Genomic DNA, 26,123 nt, shown 5'->3' with positions numbered 1-26,123 from the left:
TGGATGAGGTCACCATGACTTGCGCGCAGGGCTTATGTTTTTTTGCGCGGAGATTCATGTCGTCTGCTATCGACCCGGCTTAAATTCATCGCACAAGCTGTCGCCACAAAGTTGGCCAGGCTTGCGCCCAGCAACACTGGTGATCGAAACCCGGCTGCCGGATTACCGTGACCGACGTTCCCCCGGCAAAACGCGAGGCGTAAGCCGCAATCAATGCCGGCGGAATGACGCGGTCACGTTCGCCGGCGAAATGCACCTGCGGCACCATCCTGAGCGCATCGATAGCGTCCACCGGATCCAGTGAGCCATCCAATGGCCGAATGCGGTGATACGCCGTCCATGCCCGATGATCAAGATTGCCTGCAACGGTGATGACCTGTGTGACATCCCGTCGCCGCGCCGCGCTCAACAGGGCCACCGCCGCGCCCCCCGAATAACCCACGAGCGTCAGATCGCGCGCATGGAACTGTTGTTTGAGACGGTCCAGCGCAAGCTCGGTCGCATCAATGACCTCCGGCGCAAAGCGTTGCTCGGTCCAATACCGCTGCGCGCACCCGGTCGCTTCTCCATCCACATATTGGCAAGGCCGCCCGAGGTAGGCCACGTTTCCCGATGGCTGGGCGAGGGCCAACTGCAAGGCCAGCGGGTGCAATGGCGTAGGGTCGAGCGACGGCAAGTCGCTGCTGATCCACGCCAGGCCGTCACCTTCGATGTAGACGGTCAGATGCGCCGAGGGTGATTGACGCGCGGGCGCATACGACATCAAGGTAAAGGGGCTCGCGGCAATGGATTGCCCCTGCCAGCCTTGTGCCTTCGCAAGCGTATCGGCAGCAACGCGGCGTTGTTCAAGGCTGGGCAGCGAAACGCATCCTGAGAGAAGGGCAAGCCACAGGACGGTGCTGCTGCGAAGGGAGGAGAGCTTCCAGGTCATCTTGGTCTCGATCAGTAAAAAAGCCTGCGACATTGCCGCAGGCTTTCTCTGTCAGGAGCAATGACGTCCAGAAGCGTGAGCGCGGCAGCGACGCGGCCGATCCAAGTGCCTTGCTCCAGGCCGCGTCGTTAGAATAGTACGCGCAGCTTGGCGGACACGGTCTGCTCGGTGTAATGCTGGCGCCCTTCGACGGCATAGTCCAGTGACACGGTCGTGGTGCCGTTCAACTGCCCCGAGATACCCAAACCACCGTCGACCAGCCAATGGCTAGGCCGCACGCCGTAAGTGGAGAACGTGGCGCCGCCGCCGACGAAATTGGACGAAATCAGATTCTGCCTGGCTAAGGCGTCGTAGCCCGCGCCCAGCGAGACAGAGAGCTTGAGGTGATCGCCCACGTATTGATCGAACTGGTTACCCAGACGGAAGATCAGTGCCTGCGTGGTGTGGCTGCCCACATTCAGATTGAGCGCACCGGCGCCGCTTTCCTGATAACCATCTTCGCGAATCCACGAGTAATCCAGGCTCAGGCGAGGCGTGGCGTAGGCGCGGTCCATGGGCAGCGCGAACGTGCGCGACAAACCCACGCCGGCATGGCCGCTATAGCCACTGTAGCCTGCATTGGCCTGGCGATTGAGACCGCCGAAGCTGATGCGGCGTTCGCCGCCGGTGCGATGATAGCCGCCGTCGACCTGGTAATCCAGGTTGGTGGTTTCATCCAAGCGATGGGTGCCGTACAAAATGGCTTGATAGCTGTCGACGTCGGCTTCGCTGGGGGCCGTGCTGTCGCCGCTGTTCAAGTTGGTATGGCCATATGCCAAGGCCACGCCGATCCGGTCTGCACCGCTGATTTGCGCGTCGGCACCTGCCACCAGGCCGTAGCTGTTAGCGGTAAAACCGAGCAAGCCGTCATAGCTGCCTTGTCGCGCGTGCGAGCCGAACGGCTTGATCCAAGCCCCCTTGTCGGTAAGCACGCTTTCCCCGGACGAGACGCCGCTCAAGGTGTTTTGCCGGTTCTGCACAATAGACTGTGTTTGCGTCAAGGTATTCTGCACACCTGCCACCGAATTGCCTGCCAGCAGCGGCAGCGTCTGCTTGGCGGCGTTGCTGACCTGCGAAGCGGTCGACAGACGGCCCAGCGCAGTGATGACATTGTCCATATCGCCATTGCCGGTCGTTCCGTTGGCGGCGAATGAATGGACGAACTGATCGAGCACATTGGCCGAACCCCGTGCCGCATTCGCGCCTTGCTGGTCGACCGACGACGCCACCGAATTGGGACCGCTGCTGCTGGAACCTCCGCCGGACCCGCTACCGCCGGAGCCGCCGCCGCTGGAACCGCCGCCACTGGAAGCCGCGACGATCTGCAGGGAAACCGAATTGCCGCTGACCACCGGCGTGAAGTTGAACAGCAGCGAGTTGTCGGTCACCGTAAAGCCGTTCTGCACCAAGGTGCCTGCCGTGATCACGCCGGACAATGAGGTTGCGGTGAAGGCGAACGACGGATTGGACACATTGACATCAATTCCCGTGCCAGCGGCAAATGTCGCCGTGCCAGTGACGTTCAACTTGCCGTAGACGCTGTCGGAGACGACATTGGTGCGCAGCACGCCTGCGGCGGTCTGCGTGTAGTTGCCAGTGATGGTCCCGGTCTGGCCGGCCACCAGCGCGAGGGTGCCGTTGTTGAGCACGCCTTGGGTGGTGTTGATGCCGGCGTTAAGTGACAATGCCGAAGACGGGGCGTTGCCCATGGTCCACGTCGCCCCGTTGGCGATGGAGACACTTCTGACCTGGAAAGCGTTGGCCTGGGTGAACGTCGCGCCGGAGTCGAGGTTCACGGTCATGAGGTCGGCATACACGTCGCCGTTGATGGCCGAGTGCGTGCCCATGATGTTCAGGGTGATGGTATTGCTGTTGCCCGCGATGGCCAGATTGCCGCCGGTGATCGTGCCGTAATTGTCGATCACCAGGCCCGAGGGGTTGGTGTTGCCGATCACGTCGATGGCGGCGCCAGCCGCAAAAAATGGGGCGTTGTCCGTGCTGATGATCACCCCGTTATTGACCAGCCTCTGCAAGGAGCCGGACATGGTGCCCGAGTTATTGGCGCCGATCGCCACTGCCCCCCAGCCGATACTGGTTCCGGTGATGGTGCCATCATTGGTCAGGGTGGTGCCGTTGCTTACATGGATGGCAGGCGCCGTGCTGCCCGTTGCCGATATCGTGTTGCCAGCTGCGTTGGCATAGGCGCCGCCGGAAGAGACTTCGCAGCTCGTCGTCGATGAGCTGTCGCACAGTACCGGCGACGCATAGGCATGACCTGACATGGCGCCGAGTACGACGCTGGCAACGGCCAGCGACATCAAACGGCGCATTGGCCGAACGGTGCGGTGACGGTTGATGGTGACGTACTGCTTGCTTGCTGCACTACGTTGGATACGTTGAACTTGACTACTGCGGAACCTGCAATTCATTAGTTTTACCTGGACTCTTCACGTCTATCGCCCGCCCCTTACGCTCCCGCGCAGGCCCCCTTCCCCGAGCTTTCAGCGCGAGATGCTAGCATGTCTTCATGCGGGTGATTTTTGCCGTTTGCTTTTTCGCGGCATGGACAAATCTCACGATGAATGACATTCGCGATTGAACGCGCACGAGCGCCGTCGCCAGGCTGCGCCGACTCCGGGGAAGGGCGGAAGAAATGAAGAGGCCGACTCGCATTGTTCAAACCCATCCGCACTGAAACCGAATTGCGCCTCGTGTCGTCATTGCGCAACTCATCCGTACGGAGCAGTTACATGAGCGGCGAAAAAATGGTCGTCATGCCGGTGCGAAACGGGCTGGCCGCGGCGACCGCCAGAGAAAAATTCAAAAATTGCGACGGCCGCCATCTGCCTTTGTGTTCCGATGAATTCTTAAAATGTCCCTGCCGGCCAGGAAGCCTGCTTTCTGCCGTGTCACCTCGTGGATCGGGAACCTGCCTTCAAACCGGAATGCGATGCTTGCCAGGCGACCAATCCGGCAACTGCCAGCAAGCCGGCCGCAACGCAGGGAAGTATTCCTGCCCCGCGAGCTTCCAGCAGTGCACCGCCCAAGGCGCCACTGCCGGCAAAGGCCAGATTGAAGACCGTGACGAGCACCGACTGGGCAAGGTCCGCCTCTGCGCCGGCTTGGTCGGCCAATGCGGTTTGCAGCAGGGTCGGGGCGCCTCCGAAACTTAGCCCCCACACGACGATGCCGACGCTGGCCAAGACGGGATCGGAGGGAGACAGAGCAAAACCGGCGGCTGTCAGCGCAAATGCCGTAAGGCAGGCGAGTACCAGACGACGCAGCCAACGATCGATCAGCATTCCCACCAGCCAATTACCTGCCACTGCGCTCAGGCCAAATATGAGTAGCGTCTGCTGCAGGAACGATTCGAACCCAAGCCACGTAAGCATGGGCGAGAGGTAGGTGTACATCAGGTAGTGAGAAAAAATCCACAGCGCCAATACCGCAAGAACAGACCGGACTCCCGTCATCGCCAAGACACCCGGCAAGCTCTTGCGGCGCAGTGCCCGGTTGTCCAGACGTTCAGGAACGGCGGCATAGACCCAGGCGATCAGTACCGCCGCTGTCGCCGCAAGGAACCAAAACACGCTACGCCAGCCGGCCACGGCGCCAAGCCAACTGCCTAGCGGCATGCCCAGCGCAAGGGCCAGCGGGATACCTGCCATTGCCACTGCCATGGCGCGTCCCTGGTATGCGGGGTCGACGAGCGCGCGGGCATAGCCCGCCAGCAGGCTCCAGGTCACGCCGGTAGCCAGGCCGATCACGAATCGCGCCAACAGTGCTGCCAGGTAATGATCCGTCGCCGCCGTCATGGCGTTGCCGACCAGGAAAATGGAAAGTGCCGCAACCAGCAGCCGGCGCCTTGGCCAGCTCACTGTGAGCGCTGTCAACGGTATCGCCGCCAGCCCGGAGCCGAATGCGCAGCACGTCACAAGCTGACCGGCTCCCGCCTCTGAGACTCCTAAGCCATGTGCGATGCCCGGCAGCAATCCGGCCGGTACGCTTTCATTTGCGGTGGCCATGAAGCTGGCCATCGTCAATGCCAGCAAAGCCGCCAGCGGCAGGCCTTGGCCATCCTCCTCGCAAGTGCGAAGCACCGTCGGGTTTGATCGATTGCTCACTGGAGATTCCCTTTCCTTTAGGTCGTAACAGCGCGCAGTGTGGCCCATCGATCTGGAATTGATAATTGGTCTAATATTTCATTTACCTTCAAATCCAAATGAATAATGGCTACCGACAGACTGGGTGATATGCGCCTGTTTTCCGAGGCAGTGGTACTTGGCAGCCTCTCCTCTGCGGGGCGTAAGCTCGGCCTGTCGCCCGCAGCCGCCAGCGCCAGGCTGCAAAAGCTGGAGGCCGCCCTTCAGGCGAAGCTTTTCGACCGCTCCACGCGCAAGCTGCGCCTCACCGAGGAGGGACAGGTCTACCTGCGCTATTGCAAGACGGCGCTCGACGCAGTCGACGAGGCAGAGGCTGAGCTTCTGGCCGGCAGGCGTGAAATCAGAGGGAAAATCCGGATCTCCGCGTCGGCCGATTTTGGTCGCCGCACGCTCAAGCCTTGGCTGGATGAATTTTGCCGGGAACATCCCCAGCTGAAGATCGCGCTGACCTTGTCGGATGCGTTGTCGGATTTACTGCGGGATGACATCGACCTCGCCATTCGCTTCGGAAGGCCGGATGAAGGCACACTTGCGGCTCGCCGGCTGGCGCCGAATTGGCGTGTGCTCTGTGCCGCACCCGCCTATCTGGCGCAGCGTGGAACGCCACACACGATCGAAGACCTGGCACAGCATGACTTCATCGTGCTGTCGACAGCGACCGGCCTCCTGAGCGAGCTGTATTTCGAAAGAAACGGCCGTCATCAAAGATTTGCCATCCCCATGGATCAAGCTTGGGAAACCAACGATGGCGCGCTCGCGCGGGAATGGCTGCTGGACGGCAAAGGACTGGCGCGAAAAACCATTTGGGATGCCGTTGACGACGTCCGAAGCGGGAAGATCGTTCCCCTCCTGGTTCAAGATGGCATCGAAGAGCTCGGCGTGTATGCGGTGTTTCATGCGACGAAATACATGCCTCCTCGCGTGCGCGCTATTCTCGATTTCCTTGTAGTGAAGTTTGAGAGCGCCACATCGGAGCTGCTTGCCATGTCCCGCGCCAAGACCTTGGCGCCTCAGAAAAAGAACGCAATACGTAACTGAAGACCGGCAGCTGCCCACAGCATCAACGCGCCCAGTCGTCGCTACGAAGAATCCTTCGGATCGGCAGTGTTGGATGAGTCGGCGCCGAGTGGTCGCGTGAGCAGGTATGAGTGCGGGATGGTGGTCTTCCGGAACAACCGCTCCAGCCTGCCTAGAATTCCCTGGCGCGGCGGAACCCATTCAGGGTTAACGAATTCATAGACATCGTCGTAGCGGCCCAGCGGCCGCACCGGCATCAGTTCCATGGGCACCAGGGGGCTGTCGATCTCAAGCTCGATGCCTCGGCGCCAGCAAAGCTTGGTTTGCAAAGTAGCCAGATAGGATATTGACTCCTCGAACAGGATGTCAGCGCTTTTCACATTCGCATGTTCCTGAACCAGGCTCTGCAAGCGCTCCTTGTCTTGCGCCAGCAATAGGGAATAGAAATCCGTGCCCGCCGCAGCAGGTTTTCGATATTGCTTCTCTCCATTCTTGGCCAGCTTGGCAATGTTGACGCGAAGAGCGTCATCTTCACCCAGGATGGCTTGCTGGATCATCCGGACATGGAATCCGGGATAGAGAGGATTGACACTTTCCTTGTGCAGCTTGTCGGTGGTTGCCCTGGCGGCGGCCTGAATGACATCCTCGTTGTCGCTGAGCAAAGCTGGCATCAGAAAAACTCCGGTGATCAAGTCATCACGCCGGTTGGCAAGGCGCACCTTCGTGGCGACGTGAAACCATTGCTTGAGCGCGGCCGCATTGCCGTCGATATAGAAGCCGTACAAACCCTTGGCCAAGGCGTACCTCTCCACATCTGACATCGCAAACCACAGCGAGCCTGCATTCCGACGAAAATAGATCCTCTCGAGCGTCTTGTCCAAACCGGCCTCGCAGAGGTGCAGTTGCCGTGCAATGGTTTCTTTACCAGGCTTGTTCATTTATGAGCCTGAAATGAGCCTGAAAATTTAACAATGGTCATGCTTTTTGAATCGACTGCCCATACTGCTTTCACCAGTTTCCGGGCCAAAAGACCGGGTGAGAATGCGGTAAGGCCAGTGCGATACACGCGCCGGCCATCCCCCGATGGACGCGGCTTTTCGTTGTTGGTGATCACGGGACAACAAAGTGTAACAACGTGTTTTGCCGCAAGGCAATGTCGAAACTTTATCTATCCGCCGATCTTTCCCGTTTTTTGAGAAATATTTTTCTTGGTGGCGAGAACATTTACTAATTGACATGCCATCACGCCAACATCGCGACGTGGCAAAAGATGGTAGAGCTCTCAACGGCCGGCGGCGAACGCCGGCGTCAGGGAGAAGCGGCGGCCGATGCGCGGATCGGCTTGGCGCTGCCGCCATTTCTTGCCTATGCTGCAGTAGCGTCGGCGTATTTCATTGCCATCGCCCGCGCGCGACGCGCATTGCCGGCTGCTGCGCCTATCCGTCTTGCAATCACACAATGTCGCCCGACGACAGGGGGAATCAACGTGCATATCTCGAACGTGACTATCCGCGTGCGGCTGTGGCTGGGCTTCGGCCTGCTCATGGCGCTGATGCTGGTGATGGCGGCCTCGGGCGTGACCCGGCTGGGGCAGCTGAACCGGCAGATGAACGACGTCATCCATGACAAGTATCCGAAGACGGTGGTGGCCGGCGACATCGTCGACCAGCTGAACCTGGTGGCGCGCTCGGTGCGCAACATCCTGCTGCTCAAGGACGAGGCGCAGATCAAGAGCGAATCGGACCGCATCACCGGCGCCGACCGCGCCACGCGCGAGGATCTCGCCCAGCTCGACAAGCTGCTCGCCGACGACGCCAGCCGCGCTTCGCTGGCGGCGCTGCTCAAGGCGCAGGACGCCTACCTGGCCAAGCGCGACAAGGTGCTGGCGATGGTCAAGGAGGGCACCAAGGACGGCGCCATCGACGTGCTCATCGGCGAGGTGCGGCCGGTGCAGAGCGCCTACATGAACGCCGCCGACGCCTTGATCAAGCAGCAGCACGAGATGATGAAGGCCGCCGGCGACGAGGTGCAGGACAACTACGCACAGGCGCGCAACCTGCTGATCGGCCTGGCCGCGGCCGGCCTGCTGGTGGCGACGGCGATCGCCTGGACCATCACGCGCAGCATCACCCGGCCGCTGGACCGCGCGGTGCGCGTGGCCGAGACGGTGGCCGCCGGCGACCTCACCTCCGAGATCGAGCACAGCGGGCGCGACGAGACCAGCAAGCTGCTGCGCGCGCTCAAGACCATGAACGACAACCTGCAGGACATCGTCGGCCAGGTGCGCACCTCGACCGACACCATCGCCACGGCCAGCAGCGAGATCGCGCGCGGCAACCTCGACCTCTCCTCGCGCACCGAGCAGCAGGCCGCCTCGCTCGAAGAGACCGCCTCCTCGATGGAGCAGCTCACCTCCACCGTGAAGCAAAACGCGCACAACGCCGCCCAGGCCAACCAGTTGGCCGACTCCGCTTCCTCGGTGGCGCGCAACGGCGGCGCGGTGGTGGGCCAGGTGGTGGACACCATGGGCGCCATCAACGAATCGTCGAAGAAGATCGTCGACATCATCGGCGTGATCGACGGCATCGCCTTCCAGACCAATATCCTGGCGCTCAATGCGGCGGTGGAGGCGGCGCGCGCCGGCGAGCAGGGCAGGGGCTTCGCGGTGGTGGCCTCGGAGGTGCGCTCGCTGGCCCAGCGCAGCGCCACCGCCGCCAAGGAGATCAAGGAGCTGATCGCCGACTCGGTCGAGCGCGTGGGCAACGGCAGCCGGCTGGTGGAACAGGCCGGCGCCACCATGCACGAGGTGGTCTCCAGCGTGCAGCGCGTGAGCGGCGTGGTGGGCGACATCAGCGCCGCGGGCCAAGAGCAGAGCAGCGGCATCGAACAGGTGAACCTGGCCATCGTGCAGATGGACCAGGTGACGCAGCAGAACGCGGCGCTGGTGGAGCAGGCCGCGGCCGCCGCGCAATCGCTGCAGGACCAGGCGGCGCAACTGGCGCGGCTGGTGTCGGTGTTCAAGCTCTCGCCGCAGCCGCAGGAAGGGCCGGCGCTGCGCACCATCGCATCGCCGCGCGCCCTGCAGCTGGCCTGATACGGATGCTGCGCGCGGGCGCGGCGGGTGGCATGATGCGCATATCGCCTCCGCCACCCACACCACCCGCCGACCACGCATGGATACCGCGCTCAATTTCAATCCCATCCTCGAACAGGTGCTGGAGGAAGTCCGCCCGCTGACGCTGCAAGGCAAGGTCGCCAACTACATCCCCGAGCTGGGCCACATCGATCGCAACAAGCTGGGCATCGCGCTCTACCTGCCGGACGGCGGCACTTACGCCGCCGGCGACGCGCACGAACGCTTCTCGATCCAGAGCATCTCCAAGGTCTTCACGCTGATCATGGCCTACCGCAAGCTGGGCGACGCGCTGTGGCAGCGCGTGGGGCGCGAGCCTTCGGGTACTCCGTTCAACTCGCTGGTGCAGCTGGAAACCGACCAGGGCATCCCGCGCAACCCCTTCATCAACGCCGGCGCGCTGGTGGTGACCGACATCCTGTGCAGCCAGTACGTGAACCCGCACCTGGCGATCCTGGAGTTCATGCGCCAGGTGAGCGGGGTGGAAGACATCAACTTCAACCCGCGCGTGGCGCAGTCGGAGGCCAGGCATGGCTTTCGCAACGCGGCCATGGCGAACTTCATCAAGAGCTTCGGCAACCTTAAGTCGCCGGTGGAGGACGTGCTGCAGACCTACTTCCGCCAATGCTCGATCGAGATGAGCTGCGCCGAACTGGTCAGCGCGGCGCAACTGCTGGTGCATTACGGCACCGCTCCCGGCGTGGGCGAAAACCTGCTCACGCCCAGCGAGGTCCGGCGCGTGGCCTCCATCATGCTGACCTGCGGCACCTACGACGCCGCCGGCGACTTCGCCTTCCGCATCGGCCTGCCGGCCAAGAGCGGCGTGGGCGGCGGCATCCTGGCGGTGGTGCCGGGCCGCATGGCGCTGTGCGTGTGGTCGCCGGCGCTGGACGTGCACGGGAATTCGCTGGCGGGCGGCCGGGCGCTGGAGTTGTTTTCGGGGAGGTCGGGGTTCTCGGTTTTTTGAATTGAACCGGCATCGGCGAGCGGCCGTTGATGCATGACGAACGTCGCTGGGTCCCGCCTTCGCGGGGACGACGGAAAAGGGAGCAACTCGAGCGACTCGAGCGACTGAAGCGTCAAGCCCTCTCTCCCTTGTCGTTCCCGCGTCGCAGGAACGACAGCCAGGCGGCGACAAAAATCACAAAATCTCGTGCGCCACTTGTAGAATCCACCTTTACAAACGTAAAGGCCGCGCGCTCGCCAAGACTTCCTTCACGACAAAATCAGAACAACATGCGCGGCCCTCGACTCAGGGGGTGATCATGACATTCTGGAAAGCATCCGCGCGGCCGCTGCCGGTCAGCGCGCTGGCGACCTTGCTGTTGCTCGGAGGCGGGGCGCAGGCCCAGGTCGCCTCATGGACCGGCGCGGTGAACAACAGCTGGACCAACAACAGCAACTGGCAATGGACCGGCGCGGCGCCCACCTCGAGCGAGGGCGCCACCATCGACGGCTACGGCGGGACCAGCCCGGTGCTCTCGACCAACACCGTCATCGCCAACCTGGTGGTGGGCGGCGGCGGCGCCGGCTCGCTGCAGGTCAACCAGGCCACGCTCGCCACCTCATCCATCCTGCTGGGCAACAGCGTCGGCTCCAGCGGCAATGTGACGGTCACCGGCAGCGGCGCCGCCGGCAGCGCCACGCTGACCAGCACCAGCGTGCTGTACGTCGGCAACCAGGGGCAGGGACAGCTGACGCTGAACAACGGCGCGCGCGCCAACGTCACCGGCGACACCTACATCGGCGGCGATACCAACGGCAACGGCACGCTGACGCTGACCAACGGCTCCGACTTCGCCGGCGTCGGCATGATCGTGGGCAATCCGGGCGGCAGGGGCGCCGTCGATGTCAGCGGCAGCACGGTCAACCTGAGCGCCAATGCCGTCCTGGCCCAGGGCGCCGGTTCCAACGCCAGCGTCACGCTGGGCGGCGGCGCGCAATGGATCTCGGCAGGGAGCGTCACGGTGGGCAGCGGCGGCAGCGCCACGCTGAACATCTCAGGCGCCTCGACCATGACGGACAACAACGGCGTAATCGGCACCGCCGGCAGCAATGGCGCCACGGTCAACGTCAGCGGCGCCGGCAGCAAGTGGACCAACAACGTGAGCCTGATCGTGGGCGCCACCAACGACGCCGTGCTCAACATCACGGCCGGCGGCAACGTCAGCAGCGCCAACACCGTCATCGGGCGGCAGGGCAGCTCCAACAGCAGCGTGCGGGTCGACGGCGCCGGCTCGTCCTTCGGCGGCGGCAACCTCACCATCGGCGGCGACGCCGGGGCGGGCGCCAGCGGCGGCACCGGCCGGCTCATCGTCAGCAATGGCGCGACCGCCGGCGCGGCCGTGGTGCACCTGGGCGACGTCAGCGGCGCGGCGGGCTTGCTCCAGGTCAGCAACGCCACCTTCACCTCCAGCGACCGTCTCTCGATCGGCTACGCCAGCGGCGGCAGCGGCACGCTCAACGTCGCCCTCGGGGCCACGGTCTCCGACAACGGGGCGCTGGTGGGCCACATGGGCGGTAGCAACGGCAGCGCCGCGGTCACAGGCGCCGGCAGCAAGTGGCTCAATGCGGGCGTGCTCTACATCGGCAACGAAGGCAACGGCAACCTGACGATCTCGGCCGGCGGCAACGTCACCAGCACCGGCGGCTACGTCGGCACCGAAAACGGTTCGGTCAGCAAGGCCAACATCAGCGGCAGCGGTTCGGTGTGGACCAACTCGGGCGACTTCTTCGTGGGGCACAACAACGGCGCGTCCGGCACGGTGGTGATCTCGGCCGGCGGCCAGGTCAGCGGCGCGCAAGGCATCCTGGGCGACCTCAACGGCGCCTCGGGCAACATGACGGTGACCGGGGCCGGCTCCACCTGGAGCAGCACCGACGACGTCAACATCGGCCGCCTGGGCAACGGCACGCTGAGCATTGCCGACGGTGGCCAGGTCAGCGGCAACCGCAGCTACATCGCCAACAACGCCAACAGCAACGGCAGCGTGACGCTGACCGGCGCCGCCTCGGCCTGGACCACCACCAACGCGCTGCACGTAGGGGCCGGCGGCAACGGCGCGCTGACCATCAGCGACGGCGCCACGGCCACGGCCTCGGCAATCAACATCGCCACCAGCGCCGGCTCGACCGGCACGCTCAACGTCGGCGCGGCCCCCGGCAGCACGGCTGCGGCGGCGGGCAATCTCAACACCGCCTCGATCGCATTCGGCGCCGGCGCCGGCACGCTGAACCTGAACCACAATGCCAGCGGCGCGGCCAACTACACACTGGCCGCCGCGATCTCGGGCAGCGGCGCGATCAACCAGCTGGCCGGCAACACGGTGCTCACCGGCAGCTCGGCGGGCTTCGCCGGCACGACGCGCGTCAACGGCGGCGCGCTAAGCGTGAACGGCGTGCTGGGCGGCACCATGCTGGTCAACAGCGGCGGCACGCTCTCCGGCAGCGGCGCCGTGGGCGCCACCACGGTCGCCTCAGGCGGCACGATCGCCACGGCCGGCGCATCGACGCTCACCATCGGCGGCGACCTGACGCTGCAAGCCGGCTCCACCACCCGCGTCACTACCAGCGCCGGCGGGGCGGGCGGCAAGCTGCAGGTCAACGGCAACGCCAACCTGGCCGGCAACCTGGTGATCCAGGCCGGCAGCGGCGCCTATGCGGCCAGCACCGACTACACCATCCTTTCGGCCAGCGGCACGGTGACCGGCACTTACGCCGGCGTGAGCAGCGACTTCGCCTTCGTCGCGCCGACCGTCAGCTACACCGGCAACAGCGTACGGCTCACGCTGGCGCGCAACGACAACACCTACGCCTCGGTCGCCGGCACACCCAACCAGGCCAGCGTCGCCAACGCGCTCACGCAGGCTGGAACGGCGCCCGGCACCAACGCCGCCTTCCGCGCCGCGCTGGCGCAGATCGACACGCTTTCTGCGCCGCAGGCCAAGGCCGCCTTCGAGAGCCTGGGCGGGCGCGCCTACCAGGGCCTCTCCACGCTGGGCCTGATGGGCCAGTCGCTGCAAACCCTGGGCAACCGCAACATCGGCAGCGCCGGCGGCTTCGGCGGCGGTACGGGGCTGGCGATGAGCACGCTCATGTTCGCCGCCGCCGACGCCGACCGCTTCGACCGCCTCTACACCGCCGCCACCATGACCGACAGCAGCAGCGGCACGGGCGGCTTCGCGCAGCTGCAACCGCGGGAGGACGGCGGCATGTGGGCGCAAGTCTCGGGCGGGCACGGCAACACGCGCTCCGACGGCAACGCCGCCGGCTACACCAGCAACAGCAACGGCATGCTGGTCGGGGTAGACCGCGTGCTGGACGAACGCTGGAGCGCGGGCGCCGCCTACCACTACGACAACACCCGCCTGGCCTACAGCACTGCCGGCGACAGCGCCCAAGTGAAGGGCCACCAGGTGGCGGTATATGGCCGCTATGTCGACGGCCCGTGGAGCTTCAAGGGCATCGCCGGTTACGGCCGCAACAAGTACGGCACCGAACGCAGCATCGTCATCGGCAGCAGCACCACGCGCGCCGCCGGCAACTACAACGGCGACGAGCTCGGTCTCTACCTGGAAGGCAGCTACCGCATCGACCGCGACGGCTACAGCATCGAACCGCTAGTGTCGATGCAGGGCACGCTGCTGCGGCAAGACGCCTTCGCCGAAACCGGCGCCGGCGCGCTGGGCCTGAACGCCGCCGCGCAGACCTCGCGCTCGGCGGTCTCGATGCTGGGCGCGCGTTGGCACATTCCCTTGCGTGACGAAACGCTGCAGACCGAACTGCGCGCCTTCTGGAGCCACCAATGGCTGGACACCGCCGGCAGCCTCAACGCCTCCTTCCAGGGCGCGCCGGGCGTGAACTTCCAGGTGGCAGGCCTGCAGCAACGGCGCGACGGCCTGGTGCTGGGCGCGGGCGTCGCCGGCAAGGTGGGCAACATGTCGTCGCTGTTCCTCGACTACAACCTGGGGCTGAACGACTTGCAGACGCAGCATTCGGTGGTGGCGGGGTTCAGGATGAAGTGGTAGGTGGCGGGATGGGTGCGGCGATGTGCGGTTGAACGTCGCTGGGTCCCCGCTTTCGCGGGGACGACGGGTAGATGGGCGGCTCGAGCGGTTGGAGATTCAAGCACCCTCTTTCCTGTCGTCCCTGCGAAGGCAGGGACCCAGCGGCTTTCGTTGCGTATGAATAAAGGTGGACGGACTACACTGCGTCCCCGCTTTCGCAGGGACGACGGGTAGGTTGTGGAAGGGAAGGTGAGCAACTCAAGCGCTCGAAGCTTCAAGCCCTCTCTTCCTTGTCGTTCCTGCGAAAGCAGGAACCCAGCGGCTTTCGGCGTGTATAGCGAAAAATGGAATAACAAAACAAATCACCACGAAAACGAAGAGCAGCTACGTCAGCAAGCATCGATCACCGACGATGCACAACGAAAGCCGCTGGGTCCTGACCTTCGTCAGGACGACGGATGGTGTGTTGCATCGAAGGCGAGGGGGTTCGAGTCCCCCTCACACCACCAGCCACTGCATCAACCGCGAAGCCCCAAACAACAAGGCCCCGATCACCCCGCCCACCACCGTCCCATTGATCCGGATGTACTGCAGGTCCCGCCCGATATTCAGCTCGATCTGCCGCGACAGCTCCGCCGCGTCCCAATTCTTCACCGTATCGCTGATATGCCGCGTGAGGAACTTCGCCACCTCCGGACTCAGCGCGCCCACCGCCTGCTCCAGGTGGCGGTTCAATGAAGCGCGCAGCTCCGCATCTTCCAGCAGCGCCTGCCCCACCCACTGCGTGGCGCCCGCAGCCTTGGCATGCAGCACCGAATCCTCGCGCGCCAGATCCTGCCGCAGCCACTCGCGCAGGCTGTTCCACAAGCCCGCCACATAGGCGTTCACCGCCTCGCCCTCCAGCAGCTCGCGCTTGATCTCCTCGGCGCGCTCGCGCAGGCCCTCATCCTCCTTCAGCCGCGTGACAAACCCCGCCACCTGCCTGTCGAAGGCTTGCCGCAGTGAATGCTGCGGATCGGCCGCCACGCCGGTCAGCAGCTTGTCGATGATGTCGGCCAGGGTCTCGGCGGACTTTTCGCCGATCCAGCTGGAGGGCAACACCTTCTCGATCTTCGGATACTCGCGCCGCAGCCACTCGACCATGCTCTCGGCGATGAAGGCGCGCGTCTGCTCGCGGTTGAGCAGCTCGACCACCTGCTGGATGACCCGGTCCAGCAGCTGCTGGTGGCGGCCGTCGCGGGTGAGCGTATCGAGGATGGTGGCCAGCGAGCCGGAGAGGTCGACCTTGCCCAGCGCCGCATGCAAGGCATCGCGCACGAAGCCCTGGATCTTGCGGTCGTCGGTCAGCGTCAGCACGCCGGCCATCGCCTGCGCCATGTAGGCGCCCAGGCGCTGCGCATTCTCCGGCGCGGCCAGCCAGCCGGCCAGGCGCCGCGCCGGGTCGTGGCGACGCACCAGCTCGGTCAGCGACTGCGGGCTCAGGAATTTCTCTTCGACGAACACCGCCAGGTTATCGGCGATGCGGTCCTTGTTGCGGGGAATGATGGCGGTGTGCGGCAGCAGCACCTTGCGAAACAGCGCCGTCACCGCGAACCAGTCGGCCAGCGCCCCCACCATCGCCGCCTCGGCCATGGCCCGCAGCAGATCCACCCACCACAGGCGCGGCGCCAGCGACGCGGCGATGAAGACCGCTACCGCCACCAGCAGGCAGAGCAGGGCGAATCGTTTGGCGCGGCGCAGGGATTGTTGTTTGTCCATGGGGGTTGGAGATCGCAAGGCCGTTTCAATTCCATCGATATGCCGACATATGGCGATATATGACGATGATAACGCTGCCGCAGCCCGGTAGCTGATCGCATTGCTTGCCACAATCGCGCTACGCAGCCGCGATGGAGTCGCCGGCAAGCACATTACACAGTGATTCGAACAATCGGGGGAACCATGCAGCACACACATCTGGCGCGGGGCTGGTCGCGACACTTTGCCGCCGCAATCCTGATAACCGTAATGAAACCGGCGCTGGCCGGCCATCCGGCAGACTGCACAGAAGCGGAAATTACGGCTTGGGAACGCAAGGTCGTCTCCACGTCTCCAGCAACGCTCGACTATCCTCTGTACGCGCGCATGGAACAGCGAGAAGGCGCGGTCACCGTCGAGTTTGCCATCGACGAGAAGGGGCGCATCACATCCCAGGGAATTACCCGAACCTCGGGTTATTTAGATCTCGACCAGGAAGCGGCACGGGCCAACGGCGCCAGGACTTTTCCTCCCCTGATCTGCGGCGATATTGCGCGAGCCACATCGACAGAGCAGCGCTTCGTCTTCAAACTCAACGACAGGCACGAGAGGCAGGCGCCGCCACTGAGCGAATCGCGCAAGGCGCTGATCTTGTCCATTATCCAACAGCTGCCGAGCGATGAAATGCAAACCGCGTTTGCCGATAAGCTGCCGGTCACGATCCGGCAGTTCTTCAAACAGCAGATACCAACGCTGGGAGATGCCATGCTGGCCGCGGTAGAGACCGAGCTGCGCAACAAGATGCGCCAAGCCTTGACCAATGAGAGCGGCATGCAAGCCAACTTGCTCCGGTGCTTGCACAGCAACTTCACCACGACAGAATTGATCGAACTGAACCGCATGCTGGCATCGCCCGGAAGCAGGGCATTGTTGGTCAAGCTCAGCACACTGCCCAAGGACGTGCTGGCCGTAGGCATGCGTTGGCAGGAAAAAATGTTGCAGGATCTGATGCGCACCGCAATTGCGCGCGTGGCGGAAGAGCAGGGGGAAAGCGAGGCATCGATGGCTGCGAAAATACCGCGCATGTCGCTGGACTGGTAACGAACCTCATGTCGCCCCGATATACCCGCAGCAAGGCGCTGCCATTACCCATGCAAGCTCTCCGAGACGAAAGCTGGTTCCACTTCAGGCGCGCGGCTTAGCGGCCTTGCGTCGTCCCTTGGGCGCCGGAGCCTTGGCGCTACTGAGATCAGCGCCCACTACCTGCACGCGGTCGGCGCTATCCGCATTGGCAAAACAGGTGCTGAGCGTCTGCATGTCTCTTTTCGTGACGCCGGCTTCGGCAAACACATTGCGCCATTGCCCGACCTGGATCTTCACCTCATCGATGATCGATTGCGCCTCGCTTTCAAGCAGCAGGAAGCGCCGGCATTGCGAGAGGGCGTTGGCCATCGTGCTGGCGGGGCCGTCCGCGCCGACGCCGATGGATTGCGGGGTATGGTAGGCGTCGATGTGCGGCACGATGTCGAACGCCGGCGACAAGCGATAGCGGCCGCCGGCCTGCCTGATCAAGGCGTGGTTGCGCATGTGATCGTCGATGTTGCCGACCAGGATGTTGAGCACCATGCGGCGGAACAGCTGGTGGCTGTCTTCGCGGGCGTGGTCGTCGATCGGACGCAGCGCCTCCGCGATGCCCGCATAGGAATATCCGGAGCGATATTGTTCGGACGCTGCCGCATCGATGTCGATCAGGGTGTTGGCGCTGAGATAGTGGATCCGGCCGCCGCCTGGCGTGCGGTCGAAGCGCGCGACGAGAAGCACCGAATGGCCGCCGATGTCGACCAGTTCAAACTCCGTCACATTCACGCCCGCGGCATGCGCCAGCCGCAAGGTCGCGTATTCGGCGGCGGGCACGTCGAACTTGTCATCGGGGCGACTGAACTTGGCGATGTGCTCCAGCCCTTCATGCATCACCACGGTCTTGGGCCGCACGCCGCCGAGACTGCCGCCGGGGAAGAACAAGCGCACCGCCTCCTCGTCCAGCTCCGCATCCGGGTCGCCGGCCAGGGCCTCGATCGCCTTGACCTGCCGCTCGCCCAGTCGCGACAGCGGCTGCGGGGCGATGCCCTGTTCCGGCATGACGGTGTAGTGTTCGGAGAAACCCAGGCAACCGGATCCGAAGTGCCACGACTTGATCAGCCAATCCACCGGCGTCACCGGTTGCGGCAACCCGTATTGGCGATTGATGCTGCTGGTGAGTTTCATGCCCCAGGCGTTGGGGCCGGCGTCGGAGAGCACGCCGTACGAACCGTCGCTGCGCCGGCGCACGGGCTGCATTTGCGTGCTCATCGGCAGGTGCACCGGATCCAGGGCGAACGCGAACGGCTCCCGGATGTAATACTTGCCGTAGCCGAGCACGCCGTCGCCGGCGCCGTCCAGGCCGAAGCTGGCCATCGGCCGGGGCTCAGCGGGATCGGAACAATCAAAGACCGCGCAGGTGATCTGGCGCATGGGCGCCCCCATCAGAAGTCCTGATCGAGCACGGGCACGGAAACCCCGCGCTGCTGCCGCGGCGTCTCGGGGCGGCTCAGCAGGAGCTCGGTTTCGGCAAGCTCCTGCAAGGCTTCCAGCACCGAGGCAAATGTCCCGACGGATACGCCGGGGTCGCCCAGCTCAAGCCTGCCCAGCGTCGTGCGGTGAAGGCGTGTGATCTGCTCCAGCTGCGTCAAGGACAACTTCCGGGCCTTGCGCGCGCGCCGGATCCGCGCACCCAGGCTGGCCAGCGCGTCCAATACTGCTTGCGATGTGAAGTCTTTGTTTTGTCGCATATTTACATCAAATGTGTGTTTTTGATGGATAAATACATCATCGATGTTCACCATCATAGTCGCACTTTTGAGGTAAATCCAGTGCAGGCCGTGCATGTGGGCGTATCCGGAGCTGGCTTATCCAACTCGCCGGCGCTGCGTCCCGATCACTCGCCATCCTGCTCCGACAGCCACGCATTGATGCAAGCGCGGATATCGAACTCACCCTCGGCGTTCAGCAATCCGGGAGCATCGACCTTCAGTTGCCAATCGCCATCGCGCTTCTTGCCATCGGCAGGCGGAACAAAGACGCCGAGCTCCACCAGCATCGCACCGAGGCGACTGGTCCTGGGCGCCACGCCGGCGCTGGCGGCATCTGAACTGATCGCCAAGGTGTAGGCGCAACCCAGGCTATTCTTTTCTTCATTGCTCTCGACGTCGTCGGCGCTGTTACCCAGCACGAAAACGCCATCCGGCGCATTCAACTCCCTCAGGTTGGACAAGGTCCGATTGACGATCTCATCCGGATACACGTACGGCGTGCCATTGCCGGGCAAGGTGGTGGCAAGCTGCGTTGCCTCGATATCGTAGAAGAAGCGTTTGCCCTTTGCGATGGTAAAGCACTCCTCCCAGGTCGAGTCCTCGTCCTCCGGTGACATCGACTTGGCTGCGCCCTTGCCCGCAGCAGGCGTCATCGCCTCTCCTTCCGGCAGGTCATAGCCGAGCATGAACAGGGCCGCCTCTAGCGCGCGCAGCTGCGCGCGACGATCGCCCAGCTTGGCAAACCCGCTCTCGCGGGCATCAGGGTGATCCAGGACGGCGTTCAGCAACCAATTGGCCTTCAGGTTCCACGCCGCATATTGGGAGCCGGCAGCGAGCCTAGGAAAGGTCAGTAACTCATTGCTCGGATTGCGCCGCTTGGGCTCGCGGGCCGTGGCAGACTCCTTGTGCGCAGGCAAGGCAAACCGCAGGCCCTCCAGGCTCGCCGGATCGGCGCCGGTCTTTTTCTGGAACCGCGCCACCATCCATGCCAATGCCGCCGCGACGCGACTGTCATAGATGATGAAGTCATTGCAGATGAGGGAATACACCTTGGTCATGCCCGCATTGAAGCGCAGCGAAGGCGAAGCCAATGGCTCCCGCGTCACATCGCCGCCATGCAAGGCCGCGCGCACCTCCTTCAAGAGCTGCGCCAGGCCGCTTTGCCTGGCGGTCAGCCAGCTGACGTTGCCGCGCACCACGCCGCCCCAGCGCATGACGGCCACCGCGGCATTGCGCGTGCGCCGGTTGTCGCTCTCTTTCAGCGCCTGTATCAGCTCGGCGCGCATGGCCTCCAACGCCCGAAGATTGGAAGCGTAGCCCGTACCGCCGGGGATACCCAACTCGTCCACACCACCATGCGGCCACTGATACTGGAGATAGGCGTCGTACACGCTCTCGCATGTCCACCGCTGGTGAGGCTTACGCCGGTTATTCCAGCTGTGCCTGAACTCGTTGCTCTCCAGGTTCGCAGCCAACCAGTTGACAAAGTCGACGACGGCGCCGGACAGATACTCGGATTTATTCATTCCCCCTGATCCCCTTGTTGATCGCTTTTGCAATTGCATCTATCGCCGTGACATGTACCTGCCATCGTCCTCGCCAACCGAAACAGGTTGGCCTGCAGGATGCAGGCGACCGTGAGCGCCCATGATAGCCGCTCTCACTTCAACAGCAGCCTCAGCCCCTCCAACGCCCCACAAGGCAATCCAATCTGATCCGGCCCGCACACCTGCCACTCGCGCGGGTTGATGCGCACCAGCGGCAAGCCCAGGTTCTCGCCCATGCGCCGCACGGTCGGCACCGACTTGCCGGCGCCGATCTCGATCACCACCGGCCGCCTGGCCGTGCTCAGCCAGCGGCGCATGCGCTCGTACTGGACGTCGGTGCGATTGTCGTTCCAGCGGTAGTCATTGAACATCAGGATATTCGGCCGCGCCACCGCATTGCACAACGGGCACCGCGGCAGCGGCGAGCGCAGCCGGCAATGCTCCGCATCCACCACCGGCACCAGCATATCGGCCGACCAGATCATGCCCGCACAATCCTTGTCGCATTGCAGGGAATGGATGCTGCCATGGCACTCGACGATACGATTGCCGGCCACCCCCGCCTTCTGGAACTGCCCGTCGACATTGCTGGTGAAGAAGAAAATCCCATACTGCTTGCTCCAACCCAGCTCGCGCAGCAGCGTAAACCCCGCATGTGGCTCGGTCTCTCGATACAGCGCCAACCGATGCCCATAGAAGCCCCAGGACAACTCCGGATCATCGCCGAAGGCCTCTCCATTGGCGATGTCGGTGAAGCTGAGGCCGGCCCTGGCCAGCGGCGGATACGCCTTCCAGAAACCCTCATCCCCACGGAAGTCCGGCAAGCCGGAATCGACACCCATGCCAGCGCCGGCGGTGACGATGATGCTCTCGGCGTCTTTGATCCAGCGGCGGGCGCGGGAGAGGGTGGTTGGGTCGATCTGAGGAGAAGTCGAGATGGATGACATCGTGGGCTCCGACAGTAGAAAACAGGGTGGCGCCAGACGAGTAGAACGGCGCTGCATAGAACCCATATAGATAACATGCGAGAACTGCACACTGAATCGCTATAATTTGATAAATATGACTTATAGTTTATGGTGATTTAAATATGATAAATAGACCGTCGCCTTTTGGCGGTCGATGCTTGGGGCGATGAAGAAGACGAAAACATTGCCTACTGCTCGCGAGACATTTGGATTAAATGTTCGACGAGTTCGACGACTAAAAGAAATTTCGCAGGAGAAACTAGCTTTTGAAGCGGGAATGAGCCAGACCTATTTGAGCCAAGTGGAGGGTGGATCGAGGAATATTTCTGTAGACAATATGGAAGCGCTAGCGAATGCCCTTGAGGTCGCGCTGCCAAAATTACTTAACCCCGAGTTACTTGAGCTTGAGAACAGTAAGTTGAAAAGCTGAGCCTGCGATAGCAGGCTCTTTTCATTTGGGCAAACTCATTCAATAACTTAGTTTTTTTGTTCGGAAGCACATTCGGATTTATAACGAGGTACACTCCGCTAGACAGGAAATCGAATAAATTCGATATTTCAACTTAACCAAAGTTGGAACATTTCAGCCTAGCGAGAAAAATGAAGAAGCGAATTGGGGAATTGGCTTCCAGAGATGCTGTTCTGAAAGCGCTCGGGGAATATGATGCCTTGGGGAAAGATGCTTTCCTCAAAAACTATAAGTACACGTCATCCCTCAAATACCACTTACGGCATGGACCAACAGTCTATGACGCGCAGGCCATCGTTGGCGCTGCCTACTTCCATGAATTTGGCACCCGCATTTCTCAAGGCCGAATTGAGTCGGACGCGAAAGATATCCCTGGTGTACTAACAAAGCTCGGATTCACAGAGTTAGAAGAACGCCGTCATCCGGCACTTCATCTTGTGAAGGGAAACGTCTATACACGCACCCAACTGACCCAACTCTACGGCGGCCAGCTTCAATCTGGAATTTGGACTCCTAGAGAATTTCCTGTTGTCTTCATCTTCTCTGGAGAGAGTGGCGAAGCTTACGGCTATAACGACTGCTGGACGCATGATGGCGTCTTCGAGTACGTCGGAGAAGGTCAGGTCGGCGACATGGTATTCACGAAAGGCAATAAGGCGCTAGCCGACCATCGTGATAACGGTGAAGACGTCTTATTGTTTAAGGATCTGGGTAAAGGCAAGGGTGTTAGATACGAAGGTCTGTTCGAATGCATTGGCACGCGTCCAGGTAGTGGCTTAGAAAAAGCGACCGATGCAAATGGCAACAAGAAAATGCGAAAGACCATCGTTTTCGAACTAGTGCCAGTTGAAGCGCTCGTTGAGGAGACTTGGGCTGACGACGCACCGGTGGTGCCGCAAAGTCTTTCGCTTGATGAATTGCGCCGAGCGGCAATTGAAGCTGCGCATGTCCCGGTGGGACAGAAGAGAACTAGTGAAGCTAAGTCTTCTTGGTATGTCAGAAGCCAAACTGTTCGTAGCTATGTGTTGGCGCGAGCGGCTGGTGTTTGCGAGGCCTGCGGGAAACCTGCTCCATTCAAGAAGAAAAATGGGGAGCCGTATTTAGAGACACATCATACGACGCGGCTTGCTGATCAAGGGTTAGATCATCCGGATTCTGTTGCGGCAATCTGCCCTACATGCCACCGACAAATTCACTCTGGTCTTCACGGTAATTTAGTAAACGCACAGCTAAGGGATAAATTACATGCGCAAGCCCGTAGATCCCAATTATCTGAGTAGCGAAGCCTAATATCAGACCTCAACGCTGTAGTAAGGACTATTGACTAGGAGAGAACATGGAATTGCCCGGGATACCAATTGGCGGAGTATGGACGTTCATTAAATGGCTGCCGGCGTTCATATCAAAGCGGTTGTTTCCAAAGGAGCGCCTAGCTCGGCTAATCTATATTGACTTGAAGCCCAGACATGATTCAGCGACAGTCAATCTCGGTGAATGCGCCTCGTGTGATATCTGGCTCAATTTAATTAATCTGTCACCATTTGAGATAGAACTAGACAGAGGGGTGTTTAGATTTTTCTTCGGCTCGCAGGGAATTGAATCATCGATTCTGAAGAAGCAAGTAATCCGATCAGGCGAAATTGCATTGGTACATATCTCTGCAGTGATATCAGATGGCCAAGCAAATCAAAGTGCAAGAACTTATGCACTAGATCCTAGTACGAAAGGATGGCTCGAAGGACATCTTGAGTTCAATTGTTCAATCCATCCTTTTTCCCGCTCAATTACTAACTTAGACGGAATACAGCCTCGAGTGTTAAACGATAGATTTAGATTATCTTCTTGACACAATTTTTGGTGTTGTTTTGTATCAAGTGTTGATCAGCATTGAAAACCGCCCCATTTTTGAAATACCCCATTGGGCTAGATCGGAGGCTGGCGACGAAGTGATACGTTTATCAAACTTCCTCAGGAGGAGCGACATCATGGCAGCAAGAGCTCCATGTCGACGACACGGCCGGCAATTCAAGATCCAGATTTTCTGGTTATATGGGTGTTTCAACCACGTGGCGCGGATTCAAAAAATATGGCGCTAAGTAATGCCTGTTCTGCGAGGGCAACGTGATCTGACCGCGGCCGGAAAAGGAAAGAAAAAGGGGAGAGCGAATGGCAACGAAGACCAAGTCAAAAGTAGACACAGCGACTGGGTCGCTGTTTGAAGAGAACTATCTTGTCCGCACGCTTGGACGCATCGCGCAAGACCCAGAGATCGCCCTCACTGAGCTCGTGGCCAACGCATGGGATGCGGGTGCGTCTCTCGTGGAACTTACGATCCCGCCAGCCCATGAACTAGTTCTAACTGTCGAAGATGACGGGCATGGCATGACGGCGGCCCAGTTCAAAGGCCGCTGGATGAAGCTTGCTTATGACCGGATCAAACACCAAAGCTCGATGGCTGAGTTCCCGCCAGAGCGTGAGAAATGGTGTCGCCGAGCCTACGGCCACAATGGCGTTGGCCGCCATGGACTGCTCTGCTTCGCTGATCGGTATTTGGTCGAGACGTGGCGTGAGGACAAGGGCACGAGTTTCGAGATTGGTACTCAGAGCGAGGAGACGCCCTTCAAAATCGAGACAGAGGAGGCCTTGATCAAGAAAGGCCATGGCACGAAGCTTTCCGTCATCGTCGGTCGCCATTTGCCCGATCCCGAGCAGATTCGAGCAATCCTAGCCGCACGCTTCATTCACGATCCGCAGTTCGTCGTTCGCGTCAATGGAAAATCGGTTGCTCTCGTTGACCAAACCGGCCTCATCGAGCGACAGGACTTGAAGATTCCCGGCTGCCCGTCAGCCGAGGCATATGTGGTAGACACGACGCGAACATCTAAATCCACTCTCTATCAAGGCATTGCCTTCTGGGTGAATGGACGTCTTGTGGGCATTCCGAGCTGGGTGGTCGGAACCGAAGCGGTGATCGATGGCCGCGCACGCTTTGCCAAACGCTATTCGATAGTGATTAAGGCTAATGACGGCTGGTTGCCCGAGGTTGAGCAGGATTGGGGCAGGTTCAAGAGCAGCCCCAAAGTTGATGCTTTGTTTGAGGCCGCGCGCTGTTACGCCAAGAAGGTCTTTTCGCAGATTTCGGCGAATTTGGTGGAGGAGAGTTCCGAGGAGGCATTGATCAAGAACCGTGAGGACTTCAAGGAGCTCTCACCGCTGGGGCGCGCCGAAGTCGCCAGCTTCGCCCGCGACTTCGTGAAGACTACGCCCACTGTCTCTCAGGACGTGCTCACCGCCGCTGTGCAGACCTTGATCAACCTGGAGAAGTCGCGTGGCGGAGCCGCGTTGCTCGAGAAACTTACCAAGCTTGACGAGTCAGACATCGAAGGACTAGATCGATTGCTTAGCCAGTGGACTGTTCGCGATGCGCTCTCTGTGCTTGACGAGATCGACCAACGCCTTGCGGTCATTGCAGCGATTGAAAAGCTATCCAACGATGAAACCGCCGACGAATTGCACACGCTGCATCCCCTAGTGACGCAGGCTCGCTGGCTGTTTGGCCCTGAATTCGATAGCAGTGAATATGCGTCCAACGTCAGCCTGAAAACGGCCGCCGAGAAGATTTTCGGGAAAAAGCTTTCAGCGGAGGCGTTCGTCAACGCTCGGCAGCGCCCGGACATCGTGATATTGAAGGACTCGACATGCTCAGTCGTTGGGACCGAAGGCTTCGATCCGACGGACTCTGCTCTGACGCGGATCCAGAACGTGCTCATAATCGAATTAAAAAAAGGGCGATCGGCAATCGGTCGCGACGAAATGAATCAGGCAGATGGTTATGTTCAGGACTTTCTCGAAAGTGGCGCAATTGAAGGAACGCCCATGTTGCGAGCTTTCGTCGTTGGTCACGAGCTCGCCGCTAAGACTGCAGCCGAAAAAGTGATCAAAGACGATGATGTTGTGCGTGGTCGTGTGCAAGCTACCACTTACCATCAGTTGACCCGTACCGCCAACAAGCGCCTGTTCCGTTTGAAGGAGCGCATTCCGGCCCGTTACGAGGATGTGTCTGGGGCAGATCTTTCAGCAAAGATCATGTTGACTGCTTCGCAGGCACGTCTCGAATTGTCAGCGCCGACTCGAGATTGATACGAGAAGCAACGAGATGAAGGTCCAGCACCGGCATCTTTGGTACTCAAATCGGCTGTCATACGGTGGTACGGCCACCGTAGTCGCGATGGCATAGCTATCGCTACGGCATCGGTTTATACGT

At 61.4% G+C, this 26,123-nt stretch carries 17 protein-coding genes; 8 read left to right on the top strand and 9 right to left on the bottom strand.

Annotated elements, in window-relative coordinates:
• Nucleotides 1-85: 85 nt before the first annotated feature.
• From Herbaro_RS00130 to Herbaro_RS00120, 3 genes are all read right to left on the bottom strand, one after another.
• The gene (locus tag Herbaro_RS00130) at nt 86-964 is read right to left on the bottom strand and encodes an alpha/beta hydrolase (protein WP_275011843.1); all 879 of its coding nucleotides are present in this window, start codon (nt 962-964) and stop codon (nt 86-88) included.
• A 95-nt stretch (nt 965-1,059) separates the two neighbouring features.
• Nucleotides 1,060-3,288: an autotransporter family protein gene (locus Herbaro_RS00125; RefSeq protein ID WP_275011842.1), complete on the bottom strand. Its 2,229-nt coding sequence runs from the start codon at nt 3,286-3,288 to the stop codon at nt 1,060-1,062.
• A 591-nt stretch (nt 3,289-3,879) separates the two neighbouring features.
• On the bottom strand, nt 3,880-5,094 hold the full coding sequence (locus Herbaro_RS00120) for an MFS transporter (RefSeq protein ID WP_275011841.1): 1,215 nt from the start codon (nt 5,092-5,094) through the stop codon (nt 3,880-3,882).
• A 105-nt stretch (nt 5,095-5,199) separates the two neighbouring features.
• On the opposite strand from Herbaro_RS00120, the gene Herbaro_RS00115 reads away from it, so the two are divergent.
• Nucleotides 5,200-6,171, top strand: a complete 972-nt coding sequence (locus Herbaro_RS00115; RefSeq protein WP_275011840.1) for a LysR family transcriptional regulator — start codon at nt 5,200-5,202, stop codon at nt 6,169-6,171.
• A gap of 41 nt (nt 6,172-6,212) precedes the next feature.
• Here the strand turns inward: Herbaro_RS00115 and Herbaro_RS00110 are convergent, their stop codons facing one another.
• Nucleotides 6,213-7,088: an Imm49 family immunity protein gene (locus tag Herbaro_RS00110; protein WP_275011839.1), complete on the bottom strand. Its 876-nt coding sequence runs from the start codon at nt 7,086-7,088 to the stop codon at nt 6,213-6,215.
• Between the two features lie 548 nt (nt 7,089-7,636).
• Between Herbaro_RS00110 and Herbaro_RS00105 the strand changes: the two genes are divergently transcribed.
• The 3 genes from Herbaro_RS00105 (at nt 7,637) to Herbaro_RS00095 (ending at nt 14,310) form a co-directional block, all read left to right on the top strand.
• Complete coding sequence (locus Herbaro_RS00105; RefSeq protein WP_275011838.1) at nt 7,637-9,244, top strand: methyl-accepting chemotaxis protein; 1,608 nt, start codon at nt 7,637-7,639, stop codon at nt 9,242-9,244.
• Between the two features lie 79 nt (nt 9,245-9,323).
• The gene (locus Herbaro_RS00100; RefSeq protein WP_275011837.1) at nt 9,324-10,250 is read left to right on the top strand and encodes a glutaminase; all 927 of its coding nucleotides are present in this window, start codon (nt 9,324-9,326) and stop codon (nt 10,248-10,250) included.
• A 298-nt stretch (nt 10,251-10,548) separates the two neighbouring features.
• Nucleotides 10,549-14,310 carry an autotransporter outer membrane beta-barrel domain-containing protein gene (locus Herbaro_RS00095; RefSeq protein WP_275011836.1) on the top strand — a complete coding sequence of 1,254 codons (3,762 nt, stop codon included), beginning with the start codon at nt 10,549-10,551 and terminating at the stop codon, nt 14,308-14,310.
• A 477-nt stretch (nt 14,311-14,787) separates the two neighbouring features.
• Here the strand turns inward: Herbaro_RS00095 and Herbaro_RS00090 are convergent, their stop codons facing one another.
• Nucleotides 14,788-16,047, bottom strand: a complete 1,260-nt coding sequence (locus tag Herbaro_RS00090; RefSeq protein ID WP_275011835.1) for a DUF445 domain-containing protein — start codon at nt 16,045-16,047, stop codon at nt 14,788-14,790.
• Nucleotides 16,048-16,230: 183 nt separating this feature from the next.
• On the opposite strand from Herbaro_RS00090, the gene Herbaro_RS00085 reads away from it, so the two are divergent.
• A complete protein-coding gene (locus Herbaro_RS00085; protein WP_275011834.1) occupies nt 16,231-17,127 on the top strand; it encodes an energy transducer TonB in 897 nt (298 codons plus the stop codon).
• A gap of 84 nt (nt 17,128-17,211) precedes the next feature.
• On the opposite strand, the gene Herbaro_RS00080 is transcribed toward Herbaro_RS00085, so the two are convergent.
• The 4 genes from Herbaro_RS00080 to Herbaro_RS00065 form a co-directional block, all read right to left on the bottom strand.
• A complete protein-coding gene (locus tag Herbaro_RS00080; protein ID WP_275011833.1) occupies nt 17,212-18,537 on the bottom strand; it encodes a type II toxin-antitoxin system HipA family toxin in 1,326 nt (441 codons plus the stop codon).
• An 11-nt stretch (nt 18,538-18,548) separates the two neighbouring features.
• On the bottom strand, nt 18,549-18,950 hold the full coding sequence (locus tag Herbaro_RS00075) for a helix-turn-helix domain-containing protein (protein ID WP_275011832.1): 402 nt from the start codon (nt 18,948-18,950) through the stop codon (nt 18,549-18,551).
• Between the two features lie 50 nt (nt 18,951-19,000).
• The gene (locus Herbaro_RS00070) at nt 19,001-20,401 is read right to left on the bottom strand and encodes a hypothetical protein (protein WP_275011831.1); all 1,401 of its coding nucleotides are present in this window, start codon (nt 20,399-20,401) and stop codon (nt 19,001-19,003) included.
• Nucleotides 20,402-20,535: 134 nt separating this feature from the next.
• On the bottom strand, nt 20,536-21,369 hold the full coding sequence (locus tag Herbaro_RS00065) for an SIR2 family NAD-dependent protein deacylase (protein WP_275011830.1): 834 nt from the start codon (nt 21,367-21,369) through the stop codon (nt 20,536-20,538).
• A 187-nt stretch (nt 21,370-21,556) separates the two neighbouring features.
• On the opposite strand from Herbaro_RS00065, the gene Herbaro_RS00060 reads away from it, so the two are divergent.
• From Herbaro_RS00060 to Herbaro_RS00050, 3 genes are all read left to right on the top strand, one after another.
• Nucleotides 21,557-21,820: a helix-turn-helix domain-containing protein gene (locus Herbaro_RS00060; RefSeq protein ID WP_275011829.1), complete on the top strand. Its 264-nt coding sequence runs from the start codon at nt 21,557-21,559 to the stop codon at nt 21,818-21,820.
• Nucleotides 21,821-21,990: 170 nt separating this feature from the next.
• A complete protein-coding gene (locus Herbaro_RS00055; protein WP_275011828.1) occupies nt 21,991-23,139 on the top strand; it encodes an HNH endonuclease in 1,149 nt (382 codons plus the stop codon).
• A gap of 886 nt (nt 23,140-24,025) precedes the next feature.
• On the top strand, nt 24,026-25,999 hold the full coding sequence (locus Herbaro_RS00050) for an ATP-binding protein (protein ID WP_275011827.1): 1,974 nt from the start codon (nt 24,026-24,028) through the stop codon (nt 25,997-25,999).
• The last annotated feature ends 124 nt before the right edge of the window (nt 26,000-26,123 follow it).

It is taken from the genome of Herbaspirillum sp. WKF16 (assembly GCF_028993615.1).
In the GTDB taxonomy this organism is placed as follows: domain Bacteria; phylum Pseudomonadota; class Gammaproteobacteria; order Burkholderiales; family Burkholderiaceae_D; genus Herbaspirillum.
The sequence above is the reverse complement of the archived record's forward strand: the minus strand, read 5'-3'. Positions and strand labels throughout refer to the sequence as shown.

Coding starts and splice junctions, on each gene's coding strand:
- Herbaro_RS00130 (WP_275011843.1), bottom strand. CDS start 964: ATGTCGCAGGCTTTTTTACTGATCGAGACCAAGATGACCTGGAAGCTC.
- Herbaro_RS00125 (WP_275011842.1), bottom strand. CDS start 3,288: ATGTCGCTGGCCGTTGCCAGCGTCGTACTCGGCGCCATGTCAGGTCAT.
- Herbaro_RS00115 (WP_275011840.1), top strand. CDS start 5,200: ATGGCTACCGACAGACTGGGTGATATGCGCCTGTTTTCCGAGGCAGTG.
- Herbaro_RS00110 (WP_275011839.1), bottom strand. CDS start 7,088: ATGAACAAGCCTGGTAAAGAAACCATTGCACGGCAACTGCACCTCTGC.
- Herbaro_RS00100 (WP_275011837.1), top strand. CDS start 9,324: ATGGATACCGCGCTCAATTTCAATCCCATCCTCGAACAGGTGCTGGAG.
- Herbaro_RS00095 (WP_275011836.1), top strand. CDS start 10,549: ATGACATTCTGGAAAGCATCCGCGCGGCCGCTGCCGGTCAGCGCGCTG.
- Herbaro_RS00090 (WP_275011835.1), bottom strand. CDS start 16,047: ATGGACAAACAACAATCCCTGCGCCGCGCCAAACGATTCGCCCTGCTC.
- Herbaro_RS00085 (WP_275011834.1), top strand. CDS start 16,231: ATGCAGCACACACATCTGGCGCGGGGCTGGTCGCGACACTTTGCCGCC.
- Herbaro_RS00080 (WP_275011833.1), bottom strand. CDS start 18,537: ATGCGCCAGATCACCTGCGCGGTCTTTGATTGTTCCGATCCCGCTGAG.
- Herbaro_RS00075 (WP_275011832.1), bottom strand. CDS start 18,950: ATGCACGGCCTGCACTGGATTTACCTCAAAAGTGCGACTATGATGGTG.
- Herbaro_RS00070 (WP_275011831.1), bottom strand. CDS start 20,401: ATGAATAAATCCGAGTATCTGTCCGGCGCCGTCGTCGACTTTGTCAAC.
- Herbaro_RS00065 (WP_275011830.1), bottom strand. CDS start 21,369: ATGTCATCCATCTCGACTTCTCCTCAGATCGACCCAACCACCCTCTCC.
- Herbaro_RS00060 (WP_275011829.1), top strand. CDS start 21,557: ATGAAGAAGACGAAAACATTGCCTACTGCTCGCGAGACATTTGGATTA.
- Herbaro_RS00055 (WP_275011828.1), top strand. CDS start 21,991: ATGAAGAAGCGAATTGGGGAATTGGCTTCCAGAGATGCTGTTCTGAAA.
- Herbaro_RS00050 (WP_275011827.1), top strand. CDS start 24,026: ATGGCAACGAAGACCAAGTCAAAAGTAGACACAGCGACTGGGTCGCTG.